This is a genomic window from Nostoc sp. MG11, assembly GCF_014904695.1.
In the GTDB taxonomy this organism is placed as follows: Bacteria; Cyanobacteriota; Cyanobacteriia; order Cyanobacteriales; family Nostocaceae; genus Komarekiella.
The window spans coordinates 205779-223517 of sequence record NZ_JACXXN010000010.1 but is presented as its reverse complement, the minus strand read 5'-3'; the positions used below and the strand labels follow the sequence as shown (position 1 = coordinate 223517).

Here is a 17739-nt window from a genome sequence, read left to right as displayed (position 1 = left end):
CTCCCCTTCTCCCCAAGGGAGAAGGGGTTGGGGGATGAGGGTAAAGAGGGTAAACAAGATAAATGGGAAGTTCCTCTTGCTGTTCGCAGAAAAATGCAAGAAATTGCTCAACAGTTACGCAAACAGCCAACAAAGAGTGAAGCAATTTTATGGGAGGCATTACGCAATCGCAAGCTAGACAATCGCAAGTTTCGGCGACAGCATCCAATTGGTACATTTATAGTTGATTTCTTATGTCAAGAAGAACGGCTGATTGTTGAAGTTGATGGAGGAATTCACGAATCTCAAAGATATCTAGACCAACAACGTCAAGAACTCCTGGAATCATTAGGGCTACGTTTTGTCCGTATCAGTAGCCAACAAGTTGAAACAGATTTAAATGCAACTTTAGAAGCAATTCGTGCTGCTTTTCCCCCCTCACCTAGTCAAAGAAGTCATGAGAGTGAGAGCAAGTCTGATTTTTCACGTTGTATAGAAAAACAAACGCGAGACCTAACCCCCCAGACCCCTTCTTCCCTACTAGGGAAAGGGGAGAATTCAAAGCCTCTCTCCTTGCAGGAGAGAGGTTTGGAGAGAGGTTTTCCAGAGGAGAGCAAGTCCCTACAAGAGCAAGCTTTACTCAGCCTCAAAATTGTAGACCCCGCCTGTGGTTCTGGTCATTTTCTCTTAGCCGCAGCACGTCGGGTAGGAAAGGAATTAGCTAAAATTCGCACTGGGGAAGCTGAACCAGGTAGTGAACCTTTAAAGTTAGCGATTCGAGATGTTATTCAAAATTGCATTTATGGGGTGGATTTAAACCCCTTAGCTGTTGATTTGTGCAAAGTAGCCTTATGGATTGAAGGTTTTTCTCGCGGCTTACCTCTTAACTTTTTAGACCACAGAATTAAGTGTGGTAATTCCCTTGTGGGAGTGATGGATTTGAGTTGTTTGGATGCAGGAATTCCTGATGAAGCGTTTAAGCCAGTAACAGGTGATGATAAAAAACTATCTACACAGCTTAAGAAACGGAATAAAAACGAACGAGAGAAAGTAGGACAATTATCAATTGGTGAGAATTTAGAAACTGACAGCGTAGATTATGCAGAAATGTGGCGACAGTTGGGGGTAATTCCTGAAACCACACCACAACAAGTTAAAGATAAGCAAAAGCAATATAAAGAGAATCTGCAAGAATCTAGTTGGTGGTTAAAATATTCTGCTTGCAACTTATGGACAGCAGCATTTTTTATGTCACTAACTGAGCATCATTTGCAGTTACTACCTACAACTGAAGCATTAAACCGTTTAAAGCGTGAAAAAGTCGAAAAAATTCGTAAATCAGAGGATAATTACGAATTAAAAATTACGAATTATGAATTAAATAATATTGTAGATGCCGCGAAGAAGTTATCTGAAGAAAAACACTTTTTTCACTGGTGTTTAGAGTTTCCTGAAGTATTTGAACAAGGCGGATTTAATTGTGTGTTGGGTAATCCGCCTTGGGAACGTATTAAGTTACAAGAGAAAGAATTTTTTGCTTCTCAAAGTGCGGAAATTGCTAACGCTGTAAATAAGGCGGCGCGGGAGAAAATGATTAAGGAATTACCCAAGAAAAATCCTGAGTTAGCACAAGCATTTGAAGATGCGAAACATGATGCTGAGGCGCAAGGTAAATTTATTCGGGAGTCGGGTAGATTTCCTTTAACTGCGGTGGGAGACATCAATACTTATGCTATTTTTGCTGAGACTACGAGAAAGTTGATTTCATCTGATGGAAGAGTTGGGGTAATTGTTCCTACCGGAATTGCAACTGATGACACTTGTAAAAAGTTTTTTGGAGATTTGACGCAGAAACAAGCTTTAGCAAGTCTGTATGATTTTGAAAATCGAGAAGCTTTATTTGCTGCTGTAGATAGCCGTATGAAATTTTCACTACTGGCTATGAGTGGTAAACCAATTAAACGGGGGAATTTTGCCTTCTTCCTGACTCAAACTAAACAATTAGACAATCAAACTCGTCTATTTCAGCTTTCACCTCAAGATATTGCTTTAATTAATCCGAATACACTAACTTGTCCAATCTTTAGAACTAGCCAAGATGCAGAATTAGCCAAAAAAATCTATCAGCGCGTTCCAGTTTTGGAGAATGAAAAAACAGGGAGTAATTCTTGGGGTATTTCATTTATGCGAATGTTTGATATGGCAAACGATAGCGGATTATTTAAAAATGAGGTGGGTAATGATTTAGTTCCGCTTTACGAAGCAAAAATGTTTCATCAATTTGATCATTATTGGGCGACTTATACTGATGATGGGAATACTCGTGATTTGACTGATGAGGAAAAGGGAGATGTGTCTTTTGCTGTTCAGCCGCGTTATTGGGTGAGTCGGGTTGAGGTGGAAAATAAGTTAGCTGGAAAGTGGGATAAAAATTGGCTTTTGGGATTTAGAAGTATTTGTAGATCAACTGATGAACGGACTGGTATTTATAGTTTATTACCTAAATTTGGCGTGGGACATAAAGCACCAATTATCTTAATAAATAAAAAGTATGTTTCATTAGTTGGGTGCTTTTTAGCTAATTTGAATTCACTGATATTTGATTTTGTAACTAGACAAAAAATAGGAGCTACTGATTTTAGTTATTTCATAGTTAAACAACTACCCATTCTTCCTCCAGAATTATACACCCCAGAAGATATCAAATTTATTAGCGATCGCGTACTCGAATTAGTCTACACCGCCTGGGATATGCAACCCTTCGCCAAAGATATTGGATACGACGGCGAACCCTTCATTTGGAACCCCAACAGACGCGCATTATTAAGAGCAGAATTAGACGCATATTACGCCAAACTCTACAGACTCACCCGTGATGAACTGCGATATATTTTAGACCCTGCTGATGTCTACGGCGCAGACTTCTCCAGCGAAACATTCCGCGTATTAAAGAATAATGAAATCAAGCAATTTGGCGAATATCGCACCCAAAGATTAGTCCTAGAGGCATGGGATAGAATGTTTAAGTAATTAGTAATTATGAAAACAGATGCAATTTTTTACGAACTAATTAGAGAACTACCACAAATATTTTTTGAATTAATTGGTAAGCCTGACACCAATCCTAATGTTTATGAATTTTCTGCACTAGAGATTAAACAAAAAAGCTTCCGATTAGATGGTTTATTTTCCACAATTGCAGGTTTTGAGAATGAGCCATTATATTTTGTAGAACTCCAAACATACAAAGATGAAGAATTCTACGAACGACTTTTTGGGGAAATTTTCCTTTACTTCCGTCAATATAAACCAGCAAACTACGAATGGTATGCAATTGTTATTTACGACAGACGTATTAATCAAACTCCACCCCACCCACGTTATCAGTTTTTGATAGAACATCATGTGCGCCGTATTTACCTTAACGAACTTAACAGCGAAACAGATGACTCTATAGGGATAGGAATTACAAAATTATTTGTAGAAACTCCAAGAAAAACTCCGGCTATTGCCAAAAAACTTATAAACCAAGCAAGACAAGAGTTAACTGATGAAAACCTTCGGCTGAAAGTGTTAGCATTTATCCAAACCGTTGTTGTTTACAAATTTCCAGATATGACCCTGGAGGAAATAGAAACCATGCTTAACTTAGGTGAAGATATAGAAAAAACTGCTTTTTATCAAAGTATCCTGAAAAAAACCAAGTTACAAGTTGTACCAGCGTTACTGAAGAAAGGACTAAGCATTCAGGAAATTGCTGAATCATTAGAAATAGATGTAGAAGAAGTAAGAAAAATTGCAGAAGAACAATAAGTATTTTGTTATTTCCGTGTCTAGAACGGGAAATATAGTAGATAGGGTGCGTTAGTTTATTAACGCACCCTATTTACTAAAAATTAGAATCAAATTATATGAAAATTAATATAAAACTACAGGAATTATTACATCAGCCTGAAAATGCGATTTTACCTATTAGTAATTTATTGGGACAAAAACTAGCATTGTTAGATTGTACAGGAGTGGTAGCTGTCACACCAGAACAATTAACTTTGCTATTTACAAGTATTCCTCAAGATTGGGATATACAAGAAATTGCAGAAATCTTTGAATTTTCTACTATTACTCAAACCTTCAATTACCAACTTCGAGAATGGATTGACCAACGCTTAGGTCGAACAAATCATCAAGTACCAGCAAAGAGTAATTCATCCTCTCTCACCAATTCTCAATTCCTTGATATATTTAATTTCCGCAACGAAGTAATTGGCGACTACCGTCGCTATATTGAAAGCTTCCTCAAAATCCGCGACCAAAAAGTTAAAGCATTTGTCGATAACGAGTTAGAAAAAGGTCAACTCTGGACTGACCCTTTAGTGCAACTTAACCCTAAATATCGTCCTGGTGCATCTGTCACTACATTAGTACAGCAACGTCTTCTCCATCCAGACTGTACACGCTACTTCTCACAAGATGGTAAACCTTTTACCTTCCACTACCACCAAAAAGAAGCCTTTGAAACAGCACAACGTCAAGAACCCTACGTTGTCACCACAGGAACCGGTTCCGGTAAAAGCCTCACTTATGTTGTACCCATCATTGATGATTTGCTACACCATCCTGAAATCAAAGGAGTTAGGGCTATTTTGGTTTATCCCATGAATGCCCTAATTAATTCTCAGGAAGAAGAATTAAGAAAATTTCTCAAACAAGTACCTAACACTCATATTCGCGTTGAAAAGTACACTGGGCAAGAAAAACTAGAGAAGAAAACCGAAATTCAAAACAACCCGCCCCAAATCTTGCTCACAAATTACGTGATGTTAGAGTTAATGCTCTCGCGCACTCACGAAGATAAATTAGTCGCATCCCCCGATTTAAAATTTCTGATACTAGATGAACTGCATACTTACAGAGGGCGGCAAGGTGCAGATATCGCTATCTTAATTCGCAAACTTCGGCAACGCTGCGGCCAGAAACTTCTGTGTATTGGCACTAGCGCCACCATGTCTTCGGAAGGTTCCCGCCAGCAACGCCGTCAGGTAGTCGCAGATGTTGCTAGTAAATTATTCGGTGTAGAAATTCAACCCAGCAACGTCATTGATGAAACTTTAGAACGTTCTATCAAAAGTGCTGCACCCACTACAGAAAAATTGCGGGAAAGCATTACTCAAGGTTTACCTCCAAAGTCAGAACAAACTTTAGACGCTTTTAAACAGCATTCTCTTAGCCACTGGGTAGAGATGAACTTTGGTTTAGAAGACAAACAAGGACATCTCGTCCGCCGCACACCCATCACCCTAGAAACAGGTGCAAATCAACTCGCAAATGAAACCCAACTCAACGAGGAAACTTGCTTAAATATCCTCAAACAGATATTTCTTTGGGGAAGTAAAACAAAGGGGTTAGCATTCCGCCTGCATCAGTTTATTTCCCAAGGCGGTAGCGTTTACGCCACCATTGAAAATCGAGACAAACGACTTCTCACCCTAGAAGGGCAGTACACAACCACCGAAAACCGCCTGCTTTATCCCCTCGTCTTTTGTCGGGAATGCGGACAGGACTATTATGTGGTACGCTACGATTCTGAAAAAGATATTGTACTGCCCCAATTACCTACAGCCTTAGATAGTCTTGACAATGAAGATATCAAGGAAGGCTACCTAACCCTTGATGAACCAGGACTTTGGGATAAAGAAGACGAAGAAAGACTTCCCGACTCATGGTTTAAAGAAACTAAAAGACAAGGGCGTATTCCCGAAAAAAAATATGCACCTTTTATTCCCCACAAACTACAAGTTCTACCCAACGGTAAAGTCATAAACTCTGTATTACAGGGAACTACCTGTTGGTTTATTCCTAAACCCTTTCTTACCTGTCTCCACTGCGGTGTATTGTACGACCAAAAGAAAAACGAATTTACCAAACTCTCTCGTCTAAGTAGTGAAGGACGTAGTACCGCAACTACTCTACTTTGTCTTTCTACTGTCAGTCGCCTCAAGCAAGTTTTCACTGGCGAGAAAGCCAAAGCCGCCAAAATCCTCAGCTTTACTGATAACCGTCAAGATGCTTCATTACAGGCAGGACATTTCAATGATTTTGTCCAAACCAGTTTCTTACGGGCAGCTTTGAATAGTGCTATTCAAGAAAATGAAAAGTTAACTCACAAAGCACTGGCGGCGGAAGTTGTCAAACAGATGGCTTTATCTCAAGCAGATTATGCAATCGAAGCCGCAGAATTTGGCTTTGGTAAACGCAAGAATGAAGAAGCTTTTAGCAATTTAATTGAATATCGGCTATACGAAGATTTGCGTCGCGGTTGGCGAATTGTCCAACCTAATCTAGAACAATGCGGTTTATTAACCATAGAATACGCCGAACTCTTAGCAACTTGTGAAAATACTCAACTCTGGCAAAAATACCGCCATCCAATTTTACTGCAAGCCTCACCGTCACAAAGATATTTTGTTGTTAAAACCTTCCTCGACCACCTCAGAAAAAAATTGGTAATTGATGCGAAAATTTTACAACGAGAGGGAACAGAACAACTGAAAAAAGAAGTATCCCAAGCACTAAAAGACCCTTGGACAATTGATACTTTTGAATATTTACACGAAGCTAGTTGGGCAAGCCTCAGCCCCACAGAGAAAAAAGGTAAATCACGACGAAATACAATTAGGCTGACATTTCGTGGTGAAATCGGGCGCTTTCTGCGTTCTAATCGGGCATGGAATTGGTTGCAAAAACCTTTACCAGAGTCAGATTATAACCAATTAATTAATGCTCTGGTAAATGCTTTAGCAGACGCAGGTTACTTATACAAGAAGGAAGAAGAAGTCCAACTAAAAATTAATTCAATGGTCTGGGTTGCCTCAAAATTAAGTGAAATTCCCCCCGACCCTTTAACCTCCCGTCGTTTGCAGGGTAGCGACAGAAATACTTCTGTCAACCAATTTTTTCAAGACTTCTACCAAACTAACGCTCATCAAATTAAAGCACTAGAAGGGCGAGAACATACCGGACAGGTAAAAAACGAAAACCGCCAGAAACGAGAAGACGCATTCCGTCATGGCAAATTAGCAACTTTATTTTGCTCCCCGACAATGGAATTGGGGATAGACATTTCCGACCTCAGCGTTGTCCATCTGCGGAATGTTCCCCCCAGTCCAGCCAACTATGCCCAACGCAGTGGTCGCGCCGGGAGAAGTGGACAGGAAGCTTTAGTAATTACTTATGCCTCTATTGGTAGCGGTCACGACCAATATTTCTTTAAACGTCAAAGTCAAATGGTTGCTGGTGTCGTCGCCCCACCCAAATTAGAACTAGCAAACCAGGATTTAATTAAATCTCACGTATATTCAATTTGGCTGGCACACACTGGCTTATACCTGGAAAATTCCATGAACCAAATTCTGGAGTTAGATTCGCGGGACTGTCCGCTAAAAGAAGATGTCACTCAGAAAATCAAGATGAGTCAGGAAAAATTAGCCAAATGTCTGGCAGCTACAAAACTGATTTTATCTGATACGTTCTGCCAAAATGACCTGAACAAAACCTCTTGGTATTCTGAAAATTGGTTACAGTTTACCTTAGAAAATGCACATAATGCTTTTGATCAAGCTTGCGATCGCTGGCGTAGACTATACAAAGACGCAGTTGAACAATTAGACAAAGCCCGCGACAGCACAAGTCGTTATACCAGAGGCTATGCTACTCAAGAAGAACGGGATATCGCTAAAGCCCAAGAAAAAGAAGCACTGCGACAAATCGACCTGCTAGTGGGACAAGTCCAAGGCAACAGCAATAATCAGTTTGAATTTTACCCTTATCGTTACTTTGCTGCCGAGGGATTTTTACCTGGGTTTAACTTCCCTCGTTTACCAGTTCGGGCATTTATTCCCACAGAAGAAAGTGGCGAATTTATTTCCCGTCTCCGCAGCGTCGCCTTGAGAGAATTTGCTCCTGGTAATGTTATTTACTACGAGGGTAGTAAATTTATGGTGGCTAAAACCAAAATCCCTGTTGGTGGTGCTGACTATCAACGGGTAAATGTCTGCTTTAAATGCGGTTATTTCCATGAAGGGGCAAGCAGTCACCGCGATACCTGTGAGAACTGCGGGGCAAAACTTGCCGATAGTAACAATAATAAGGCTTTACTTACACGCTTATTATCAATGGAAACTGCGATCGCCTGGAGACGAGAACGCATTACTTGCGACGAAGAAGAACGCCTTAAATACGGTTACAACATCACCACCCATTTCCGTTACGACCAGCAAAAACGCCAATCAGCAACGGTACAGACTGCCGATGGTACAGAATTATTACGTTTAAACTACGGCGCTACGGCAGACATCTGGCATATTAATCGCGGACTGAACAAGAAAAAAAGCGAGGAACGAGGATTTAAACTCGATATCAAAACTGGTATTTGGGGCGATGCCAAAAACGACTCGGCAAAAGATAGTATTCACACCGATGTTAACTTAATGGTGAAAAACACCTGCAATATTCTGGTTGTTGAACCATTAAGTGTACCCACAGATGAAAGGGAAGCTTTTATTGCCACCCTGCAATATGTCTTGGAAACTGCCATCCAAGCAGTGTACAAATTAGAAGCCGATGAACTCGACTCCGAACGCTTGGGAGACGGTAAATATTTGCTGTTCTGGGAGGCTACAGAAGGCGGTGCAGGTGTCCTTTCTCAACTATTAGAAAAACCGCAAGCTTTCCAAAAAATAGCCGATGCAGCTTTAGATATTTGTCATTTCAAAGAAACTAAAGATAGTTGTGTCCAAGCTTGCTATGAATGCTTGCTTTCTTACCGCAACCAGTTCGACCATGCTTTGATAAATCGCCATCTTATCAAACCCTTACTTGAAGAACTACAAAAAAGTACAGTGCAGATAGAAGGAATATGTCGCGATGAACAGTATCAACAACTGCTACAACAAACAGACCCAAATTCCCAATTTGAGCGAATAGTTTTAGAAGAGATTTATCAACGCGGATATAAATTACCCGATACTGCACAGGAATTGATTCCAGAGTCAAACTGTAAGCCAGATTTTCTTTATAAAGAAAAGTGCATTGCTGTTTTCTGCGACGGTTCAGTTCATGACAGCCCTGAAAAACGCAAGCAAGACCAAATTGAACGGGATAATCTTAAGCACAACACCAGTTACCATATCCTTGTCTTACGCCATGATGAAGATTGGCGAACATATCTGGCGATCTTGGAGAGTTTGTAATCGAATTTGAGTGACTAAGGTAAAGTGAAATTAACACTCTTCCATCACTCTAGTTAAAGAAAAATCTCAGTCAACTTTTAAATAACAGGCAAAAACTGGGTTTAGAGCTTTATTTTCTAACCATATATATCCGCGATACCACTGAATAAATAAATTTCGACTTTGCTCTTGATGCGATCGCAAAAGTTCAAATTTTTGACATTTTTCAGACCATGTAAAACTGATTTTCTGAGTTAGCGGGCAATGTGATAGGCTTGGCTTGACGTAATGTGGCACGCTTGCCTAATAATTCCATTAGATATTCTGCCGCTTCATGACTAGAATAAGCATGAGGTTCCCCTTCTGGCGATATTTCTACTATTTACCCCTTGAGCAGTTCAACTTGGCGATCGCTTAAAATGCCACCGACAATCATGCGATGATATTCGTCAATTGTCCATTTGGCAGCGATAACAGTCATGGCGATTGCTTCCTTCCAATGATTCTTTTTATTTTCCCATGTTATTGAGAAAAGCCTGAAACAATCAATTTTCGTTAATGCACACAAGCATAAATTTGTACAGTGCGTAAGTCCTAGATATATAGCAACGGACAGGAAGCTTAGTGCAGCATTTAATTAATTTGTAGCGAATAAGACCTAAATAAACTTTGCGTTCCTCTGCGCTCAGCTCTGCGCCCCTTTGCGTTTCAATTTCATGTCCTAACAGTTTTGGCGACTGCTATATGTTAAAAAAACAAGAAAAATAATGCAAACTTTTGAGACAAAAGCAGCTGGGTTGATATTAAAAAAAAGAGCCTAATTTAGGCTCCTTAATCAAAACTAGTAACGAAATTGTGACTACTTCACAGTCACCTTACCACCAGCTTCTTCGATCCGCTTTTTAGCATCTTCAGCGGCATCCTTAGCAATACCTTCCTTAACTGCCTTGGGTGCAGCTTCCACCATGTCTTTAGCTTCTTTTAGACCCAAACCAGTCAATTCCCGTACAATCTTCAGCACGGCAATCTTCTTATCAGCTGGGACGGATTCTAGAACCACGTCAAACTCGGTTTGCTCAACAGCTTCTTCTGCTGGAGCAGCTGCTCCACCAGGAGCCATCATCATCATGCCGCCAGCTGGTGCAGCAGCACTCACGCCGAAGGCTTCTTCAATTTGCTTGACTAACTCAGCGGCTTCCAGCAAAGATAGGGTTTTAAGTTGGTCTAAAATTTGATCAGTTGCAGCAGACATTGATATAACTCCTGTAATTTTGATTAGTTTTTAGTCATTAGTTTTTAGTCATTAGTTATTACTTATAACTGTGAACTAATGAAGCACGAATTTTATTCAGCAGAACTTTCGTCGCTACTGCCTTTTTCTCCCTCGGCCACAGCCTGCAAGGCGCGAGCCAAAGAACTGGGAACTTCGTTGATACCCACAGCAATCTTGGTAGCCAAAGCGTTGATAGCTCCAGCAATTTGTCCCATAAGTTGCTCTTTGGATGGCAAGTCTCCCAGAGCTTTGACATCCGGTTCTTTGAGCAGGCGACCTTCCATCACACCACCGCGAAGTTCTGTCTTCTTGGTGACTTTCTGGAAGTCTTGGTAAGCCTTAATCGCAGATGAGAAATCCTCTTTGACCAGCAAAAAGGCAGAAGCACCTGTGAGTAATTCTGACAATGGTTGCCATTTTTCCTGATCTTGAATGGCAATACCCATCAGGGTGTTCTTAGTCACCTTACAAACAGTGCCACTTGGACGCAACCGCCGCCGTAAGTCAGTAATTTCTGAAACAGTTAGTCCCTGGTAATCAATCACCAGTGCTAGAGTTGACCCGCTCAAAGTTTCCTTGAGGTCAGCTACTATCTCTTTTTTATTTTCTAGTGTTCTACCCATGCTTTTTTCACCTCCTCAAAACCATCCTCCATACTTGTGTGTCTATTTCTGAGCAACTCAAAACAATAAACCCCAGCTATCTCAGCCGGGGTTTAAAAGTAATATTCTTCATGCCATAGTCATCACACCCTTTGGGTGTAGTACTTCAGACAATAAGAACTTTAACCTCGGCAGGATATTAAGCCATTGGCTCCTGCTATCTTTGGCTTTGCTTATTTAGTTTTGCCCTTTGTCATGAGTCATCGTAAAGACGAATAACTAATGACTAAACTTAAGCGGCTTCGGTCAATTTAAAGTCTCGTAGGGCGTTAATATCGAGTTTAATCGAAGGGCCCATAGTAGCTGCCACATAAAATGTGCGCCAATAACGACCTTTAGCTCCTGAAGGACGGTTGCGGTCAATCGTCTCTTGCAATGCCTTCAAGTTTACTAACAAATCTTCAGGCGAGAAGGATGCCTTACCAAACATAACATGGACAATACCAGTTCGATCAGCTCGGAATTCTAATTTACCAGCTTTGAATTCAGCGATCGCACCTGCCAAGTCAAATGTCACAGTTCCACCCTTGGGCGATGGCATCAAACCACGAGGCCCAAGTAACTTCCCAAGCTTTGCCACCTGTGGCATCACATCCGGTGTGGCAATCAGCTTGTCAAAGTCCATCATGCCTTTCTGGATTTCGTCAATCAACTCTTCTGAGCCGACTATATCAGCACCAGCGTTGCTTGCTTCGTTGACTTTTTCCCCTCTGGCAATTACCGCCACCCGGACTACTTGTCCTGTACCTTTGGGCAGTGCTACCGTTGTCCGCAGCTGTTGGTCTGTATACTTCGGGTCAATTCCTAGCCGGATATGTGCTTCAGCGGCTTCAGCAAATTTAGCTGTTGCTGTGTCTTTGAGCAGGGCTAAAGCTTCTAGGGGTTCATAGTCCCTATCTTCTACTTTGTCTTGCAACGCCTGCAAGCGGCGTGATAATTTTTTTCCCATTTGTCTCTCCTGGGGTAATTCCGAAGCTTGGCCTCTCCCCCGATAAATAAATTTAGTTATTTGTCCTTTGTCATTTGTCTTTTACTAATGACTAATGACCATGAGTCTTGACTAATCTGCGATCGCTACGCCCATATTTTTGGCTGTCCCTGCTACAATCTTCATTGCCGCTTCTATGTCATTGGCATTGAGATCGGGCAGTTTGGTTTGGGCTATTTCTTGCAATTGCGCTTTGGTGATTGACCCAACTTTCTTTTTGTTAGGTTCATTCGAGCCTTTTTCAATTTTCGCTGCCTTGCGAATCAGCACTGATGCCGGTGGCGTCTTGAGAACAAATGTAAAACTCCGATCTTCAAAAACCGAAATTTCTACAGGTATCACCATCCCAGCTTGATCTGCTGTTTTGGCGTTGTACTCTTTGCAGAACATCATGATATTAACGCCATGTTGACCCAATGCGGGGCCAACTGGCGGTGCTGGGTTGGCTTTTCCAGCATTCAGGGCCAATTTAATGACCGCTACTACTTTCTTCGCCATTTGTATTTAACTCTGTTTCTCTACCTGATTAAATTCCAACTCTACTGGTGTATCTCTACCAAAAATCGAGAGCAAGGCTTTGAGCTTACTCCGCTCTGGGGAAACTTCAATCACCTCACCTTCAAAGTCTTTAAACGGACCAGAAAGCACGATTATCTTATCACCAGTAGCCATGTCAATTTTGACAATCGGCTCTTGTTCGCTGGTTTGTTTGAATATACGTTCTACTTCTGAGGGGCCCAAGGGTATTGGGTTAACATGACCACGACCTCTGCCGCTGCCACGTTTTTGTTCTGAACCCACGAAGTTAATTACATGGGAGGTGTTTCGTACCACCTGCCATGTATCATCATCCATCATCATCCGCACCAGCACATAGCCTGGAAAAACTTTTTCTTCGGTATGCTGGCGACTGCCATCTTTGCGGATTTTCACCGCTGGCGTGTGGGGAATTTCCACCTGGATAATTTTGTCAGCTACATCAAAGGTTTGGATTCGCTGCTCCAAGTTAGTTTTTACACGCTTTTCACAGCCGGAGGCTACTTGCACTGCATACCAGCGTGCTTCATTTGACGCTGTTTCTGCTGTATCCTCTGACTGCAACGTGGAGTTGCGTGGTTCGTCTGTTGCGGAACTCATCAGAACACCTGTTTTGCTGCCCAACCAAACAATCCATCGACCAAATATATCAAAGATGCGGAGAGTACTACCATTAACAACACGGCGGCTGATTCGCTCACTACTTGCTTCCGACTGGGCCAAACAACTTTGTCAAGTTCTTCTTTGGTTCCCTGGATGAAGTTGTTAAAGCTAAACCCATTTGTGGTTTCTGGCAATTCTGCTTCATTTTTTTTGGCCACGGCCGTTTATCCCTCCGTTATCTTGTACAGCTATGCTTTGCTAATTTTTATCCAGGTGACAACTTAACTGGAAGCCAAAAAGCTGCAAATACAAAAGTTTTACCCGAAATCATTAGCACTAACTGCCATGTTAGCAGCTGTCTAATTATTTCGGGCTTTGTTTTTGCTCTTGAGCGCGCCCTGGAGGACTTGAACCCCCGACATCAGGTTTTGGAGACCTGCGTTCTACCAACTGAACTAAGAGCGCACAAGCTGTTTTTGGTTCAGACATTACGCTGAGCTAAATCTTAGTTTAACGCAATATTTGAATTTTATTTTACCTTGCTTTTGAAAAGTTTTGATGTCTAACGACTTGACGCCTACCGCATAAGCGCTACAGACTTTTCAGAGTTTTGGTGAGGGAATAAACTAGCGGCAGGAGCCGCTTGAAGTTGAAGCCTCCCATACTTTGAAGGGCGAATCACAAAGGGCGGTCAAACCGTTGCTTGATTCGGGTTGCCTTACCAACGCGATCGCGGAGATAATACAGCTTAGCACGCCGTACCTTACCACGACGCAATACTTTGATGTTGTCAATCCGGGGAGAATGCAACAAAAACACCCGCTCAACGCCAACACCTTGAAATACCCGACGGACTGTAATAGTTTCGTTGATGCCGCCGTTGCGTCTGGCAATTACTACTCCTTCGTAGGGTTGCACGCGGAATTTTTCGCCTTCTTTAATTTTTACTCCTACTCTTACCGTGTCGCCCACATAAATTTCGGGCAAATTAGATTTTAGATGTTCCGCTTCAATGGAGCGGATGATCTCTTGAGCGTTCATAGTCTCTCTGTCTAATTAAAAAACTCACGATCATCAATCATAGATCTATAACTGCCTGAGAGTCTAGTTATTTGATGTTGAGAATTTTTCTGATATGAATGCTTTGGAATGGAAAGAATGTTACAAAAGACTGTGCCACAAGTTTAGAATTTATGAAATTCAGCATCGTCATCACCACATATAATCGCTTAAACTTACTGCAACGAGCAATTGACTCTGCTCTTAACCAGACTATGCAGTGCGAGGTGGTTGTTGTCGATGACTGCTCATCTGATAACACGCAAACCTATTTAAAAAGCTTGGGGAACAGCGTTGTTTACCATCGCCACGAATTTAACCAAGGTCATGCAGCGGCCGTAAATGCTGGGGTTGCGAAAGCTAGCGGCGACTGGATTAAATTTTTGGATGATGATGACTACCTAGCTCCCAATTGTCTCCAAGAGATGGCAAAAGCGATCGCACTTTGTCCTGATGCTGTGATTTGCTCATGCGTGGCTGCTCAGGTGGATTGTAATGAAGTTGAAATCAGTCGCACTCCTCAACTTGGTTCTGGACTGGCTTTTTATATTCCACAAGCTGATATTCACTACGGTATGCTTTTAGAGCTTTTACCTTTTGGTACACCTGTACAAGTGGCTTGTCGGCGTGATGCTTTCTTGGAAACTGGTGGTTGGGACTCCACGCTTGATGCTAACTGTGACGACATTGATTCGTGGATTCGCATTGTCCAGTTTGGTCATGCCATTTTCCTGAATCAGTGTCTTGCTTATCGCACTATCTGGCCCGGTGCTTATAATCAAAAATTTTCTTTGACTCAACGGTTAGCTACAAATATCTTGATGAAAGAGAAGATTTACGCCTTAGTAGATGAACAGTACCGTTCACAAGTTCCTCTTCTTCAAGATATAAAAAATTACCTGAAACTACATTGGATTTTAGTAGCACTCAAGCAAAGAAACATTAAAAGCTTTTTGTTAATGATAGATCAGTCTGTATTTTCTCCTATAGCTTGGAGATTTTTGCTAACTGCTTTTTTATCACGCCGCTTCCCAGAGCGCAATTCTCATATTCGCAAGTTTGTATTAATTGATTCTTAACTATTTGAGTTTTTATAATAATCTTTTTTCTTACAGAGACAGTGCGTTTGTATAATCTCTGTAATTTAAGGAAGATGCTAACTTAAATAATGTCACAAAACTCACATTTATTAAGTATTCTTTGGAACAAATTACCATATTTGGTTGGATTTAGATATATTATTTTGGAATCTGCAAGAATAATATGAAAATTTTTGTTAGCTAACCGCTAAGTAGTCTGACAACAAAGCAAAAACCGCCAATAAAAAATAAAAAATAAATAATTCATAAATACCCGAAATTATTTCTGACTGCTATAGAATCACACTGTATATTATGAATAAGTCTTTAAAAATAAGTATCTGGTTACTAATAGCTTCAAGGTATTGTACTCATTACTGAAGGTTCTTAAATTATCACTTAAGATCTAATAACTAGACCAATTGATACTCAGTTACTTATCTAAATTTTTATACACATATTAAAAATTATGCGAATAATTCATATTTTGAATCATGTTCAAGAGATAGGTAACGGAATTGTAAATGTAGCTGTGGATCTTGCCTGTCTACAAGCGAAAACTGGGCATGAAGTGGCGGTAGTTTCTGCTGGTGGAGAATACGAGGCACTACTAGCTGTTTGTGGTGTCAAACACTACCATTTAGATCAGCAGAGAAAGCCGATAAATATTATAAAAGCAGCTGGTCTTTATCGGGCGATCGCAGCAGAATTTCAACCAGATATCGTTCATGCTCACATGATGACGGGAATAGTCCTAGCACGTTTTCTTAGATATGGGCATAAGTATGCTTTAGTTTCCACAGTACACAACGAATTTCAGCGTACCAGCCTGTTGATGGGTTTAGCTGATAGGGTAATTGCCGTAAGCAAAGCTGTGCAAGCGTCTATGGCACGGCGCGGTATCCCGGAAAACAAGTTGCGGGTGGTATGTAATGGAACCCTGGGTAGTCCTCGCACCCGTAACCTACAGGATTATCAACCTTTACCATTACAGCATCCGGCGATCGCTACCGTAGCCGGGATGTATAAACGTAAAGGGATTGCTGAATTAATCACCGCCTTTGAGCAAATTGCTTTAGATTTTCCCCAAGCGCATCTTTATCTGGTAGGAAATGGGCCTGATAGAGAGCTATTTGAGGCACAAGCGCAAGCAACTTCTGTTGCAGAACGCATTCATTTTGAAGGCTTTCAACCTGAGCCTCAATGCTACCTAAAATCTTGCGACATATTTGTCCTCGCTTCTCATCGTGACCCCTGTCCCCTAGTACTTTCAGAAGCAAGAGAAGCTGGCGCCGCTATTATTGGCACTCAGGTAGACGGGATTCCTGAAGCCTTAGATTATGGGCAAGCAGGTCTTTTAGTACCAGCGAAAGATAGTAAAGCTCTGGCTAACGCATTAGTGCAATTACTGAGTAATTCAGATACGTTGTACGAGTGGAAAAATCGGGCAAATCAAAACCTTGAGTGGCTGAATGCTAGCCGCGTACATCAGGAAACATTGACGATATATTGTGAATTAATTACACAGTGAAAGGCATGGAAATTAGGAGATTTGTGCCTTTCTCAGTGTTGCCAAAATTTGCCAGCTACTTAAGTTTACGCTTTAGTTTAAAAGCTACAACTAAGACGCCAAAAGCTAATGTACCTAAAATGTCAGTTGGTTCTGGAACGGCATTGTAATAGCTATTCACCCGGATGGGCCCATCTTGATCTGCTGGTAGGGGTGGTGCTGCTGGAATAATTCCACCGCCTGGGGATAAATCGGGCTGGGTAGAGAATAGATTGTAAAACACAGTATTGTTAGGGATAACGCCACCACTATAGGTGATGACGTTATCTTTAATCGTAACGTTTGCAAATATATCCTCTAGACCAGGAGTATTGGAGAAACCAATCTTTCCATCTCCATCTGCGTCTCCCCACTTCACTGGCTCATTGTCAAATGCTGGAGTAGAATCTGGATTGCTATACGACAGCGTTTCTAATTCAAAGACCAGGCTTGCTATATCGCGCCCAGTGGCATTTAGTAAGTTATTAGCTCTATCTGGAACACCATATCTTATTATTTGTCCAGGGTGTATATCTGGCCCAAGGCTTCTTGGGTCTCTCGTTTGAAGTATGTCTTCATTGACGGTTGTCACGATGGGTTCTACCAAAATGACGGCTCTGGCTGGTGTCAAAGACGAAAAACTAATTCCTGCTGCGCCTAGAACAGACAGTGCTATTTTGGTTGCTATTGTATTCATGTTCTCTCCTCTTTATATGAATTGAAAGAATGTTATGACGTGTGGGTTAATCAAACAGCAAATACTCACATTTCAACCGCTTTTTA

Annotated in this window: 13 protein-coding genes, 1 tRNA gene, 1 pseudogene and 1 other annotated feature; of the genes and pseudogenes, 5 read left to right on the top strand and 10 right to left on the bottom strand. The window is 41.3% G+C overall.

The window, feature by feature from the left end; genetic code table 11:
* The 3 genes from HCR01_RS17050 to HCR01_RS17040 all read left to right on the top strand — a co-directional run.
* Window positions 1-3009 (top strand): endonuclease domain-containing protein (locus HCR01_RS17050; RefSeq protein WP_193197311.1); only part of this gene is annotated, 3009 nt, incomplete at its 5' end.
* Between the two features lie 9 nt (window positions 3010-3018).
* On the top strand, window positions 3019-3792 hold the full coding sequence (locus HCR01_RS17045; RefSeq protein ID WP_193197309.1) for an Rpn family recombination-promoting nuclease/putative transposase: 774 nt from the start codon (window positions 3019-3021) through the stop codon (window positions 3790-3792).
* A 98-nt stretch (window positions 3793-3890) separates the two neighbouring features.
* On the top strand, window positions 3891-9227 hold the full coding sequence (locus tag HCR01_RS17040; RefSeq protein WP_193197307.1) for a DEAD/DEAH box helicase: 5337 nt from the start codon (window positions 3891-3893) through the stop codon (window positions 9225-9227).
* A 226-nt stretch (window positions 9228-9453) separates the two neighbouring features.
* On the opposite strand, the pseudogene HCR01_RS17035 reads toward HCR01_RS17040, so the two are convergent.
* From HCR01_RS17035 to rplS, 9 genes and pseudogenes are all read right to left on the bottom strand, one after another.
* Window positions 9454-9687 (bottom strand): annotated as a pseudogene (locus tag HCR01_RS17035) (Uma2 family endonuclease); the annotation flags it as partial.
* Window positions 9688-10065: 378 nt separating this feature from the next.
* Window positions 10066-10458, bottom strand: coding sequence for a 50S ribosomal protein L7/L12 (rplL, locus tag HCR01_RS17030; protein ID WP_193197305.1), 393 nt, complete (start codon window positions 10456-10458; stop codon window positions 10066-10068).
* Between the two features lie 92 nt (window positions 10459-10550).
* Window positions 10551-11102, bottom strand: a complete 552-nt coding sequence (gene rplJ / locus HCR01_RS17025; RefSeq protein WP_193197304.1) for a 50S ribosomal protein L10 — start codon at window positions 11100-11102, stop codon at window positions 10551-10553.
* Window positions 11103-11157: 55 nt separating this feature from the next.
* Window positions 11158-11326: a sequence feature (ribosomal protein L10 leader region), on the bottom strand.
* Window positions 11327-11373: 47 nt separating this feature from the next.
* Entirely contained in the window at window positions 11374-12090 is a 717-nt protein-coding gene (gene rplA, locus HCR01_RS17020) for a 50S ribosomal protein L1 (protein WP_193197303.1), read from the bottom strand.
* 111 nt (window positions 12091-12201) lie between these two features.
* On the bottom strand, window positions 12202-12627 hold the full coding sequence (rplK, locus tag HCR01_RS17015; RefSeq protein WP_162399488.1) for a 50S ribosomal protein L11: 426 nt from the start codon (window positions 12625-12627) through the stop codon (window positions 12202-12204).
* A 6-nt stretch (window positions 12628-12633) separates the two neighbouring features.
* A complete protein-coding gene (gene nusG / locus HCR01_RS17010; protein ID WP_193197302.1) occupies window positions 12634-13266 on the bottom strand; it encodes a transcription termination/antitermination protein NusG in 633 nt (210 codons plus the stop codon).
* A complete protein-coding gene (gene secE, locus HCR01_RS17005; RefSeq protein ID WP_162399486.1) occupies window positions 13266-13487 on the bottom strand; it encodes a preprotein translocase subunit SecE in 222 nt (73 codons plus the stop codon). Before secE ends, nusG begins: the two co-directional genes overlap by 1 nt.
* A 174-nt stretch (window positions 13488-13661) precedes the next feature.
* Window positions 13662-13734 (bottom strand) — tRNA-Trp (locus HCR01_RS17000).
* A gap of 213 nt (window positions 13735-13947) precedes the next feature.
* Window positions 13948-14310 (bottom strand): 50S ribosomal protein L19, encoded by a 363-nt coding sequence (rplS, locus tag HCR01_RS16995; protein WP_162399485.1) that lies wholly within the window; start codon window positions 14308-14310, stop codon window positions 13948-13950.
* A gap of 152 nt (window positions 14311-14462) precedes the next feature.
* On the opposite strand from rplS, the gene HCR01_RS16990 reads away from it, so the two are divergent.
* Window positions 14463-15407: a glycosyltransferase family 2 protein gene (locus HCR01_RS16990; protein WP_193197301.1), complete on the top strand. Its 945-nt coding sequence runs from the start codon at window positions 14463-14465 to the stop codon at window positions 15405-15407.
* Window positions 15408-15876: 469 nt separating this feature from the next.
* The gene (locus HCR01_RS16985; RefSeq protein ID WP_193197300.1) at window positions 15877-16938 is read left to right on the top strand and encodes a glycosyltransferase family 4 protein; all 1062 of its coding nucleotides are present in this window, start codon (window positions 15877-15879) and stop codon (window positions 16936-16938) included.
* Between the two features lie 55 nt (window positions 16939-16993).
* On the opposite strand, the gene HCR01_RS16980 is transcribed toward HCR01_RS16985, so the two are convergent.
* Window positions 16994-17653, bottom strand: a complete 660-nt coding sequence (locus HCR01_RS16980) for a hypothetical protein (RefSeq protein WP_193197299.1) — start codon at window positions 17651-17653, stop codon at window positions 16994-16996.
* Window positions 17654-17739: the final 86 nt, after the last annotated feature.

Bases quoted from the DNA above. Each gene is read 5' to 3' on its own strand.
- HCR01_RS17045 (WP_193197309.1), top strand. From the start codon at position 3,019: ATGAAAACAGATGCAATTTTTTACGAACTAATTAGAGAACTACCACAA.
- HCR01_RS17040 (WP_193197307.1), top strand. From the start codon at position 3,891: ATGAAAATTAATATAAAACTACAGGAATTATTACATCAGCCTGAAAAT.
- rplL (WP_193197305.1), bottom strand. From the start codon at position 10,458: ATGTCTGCTGCAACTGATCAAATTTTAGACCAACTTAAAACCCTATCT.
- rplJ (WP_193197304.1), bottom strand. From the start codon at position 11,102: ATGGGTAGAACACTAGAAAATAAAAAAGAGATAGTAGCTGACCTCAAG.
- rplA (WP_193197303.1), bottom strand. From the start codon at position 12,090: ATGGGAAAAAAATTATCACGCCGCTTGCAGGCGTTGCAAGACAAAGTA.
- rplK (WP_162399488.1), bottom strand. From the start codon at position 12,627: ATGGCGAAGAAAGTAGTAGCGGTCATTAAATTGGCCCTGAATGCTGGA.
- nusG (WP_193197302.1), bottom strand. From the start codon at position 13,266: ATGAGTTCCGCAACAGACGAACCACGCAACTCCACGTTGCAGTCAGAG.
- rplS (WP_162399485.1), bottom strand. From the start codon at position 14,310: ATGAACGCTCAAGAGATCATCCGCTCCATTGAAGCGGAACATCTAAAA.
- HCR01_RS16990 (WP_193197301.1), top strand. From the start codon at position 14,463: ATGAAATTCAGCATCGTCATCACCACATATAATCGCTTAAACTTACTG.
- HCR01_RS16985 (WP_193197300.1), top strand. From the start codon at position 15,877: ATGCGAATAATTCATATTTTGAATCATGTTCAAGAGATAGGTAACGGA.
- HCR01_RS16980 (WP_193197299.1), bottom strand. From the start codon at position 17,653: ATGAATACAATAGCAACCAAAATAGCACTGTCTGTTCTAGGCGCAGCA.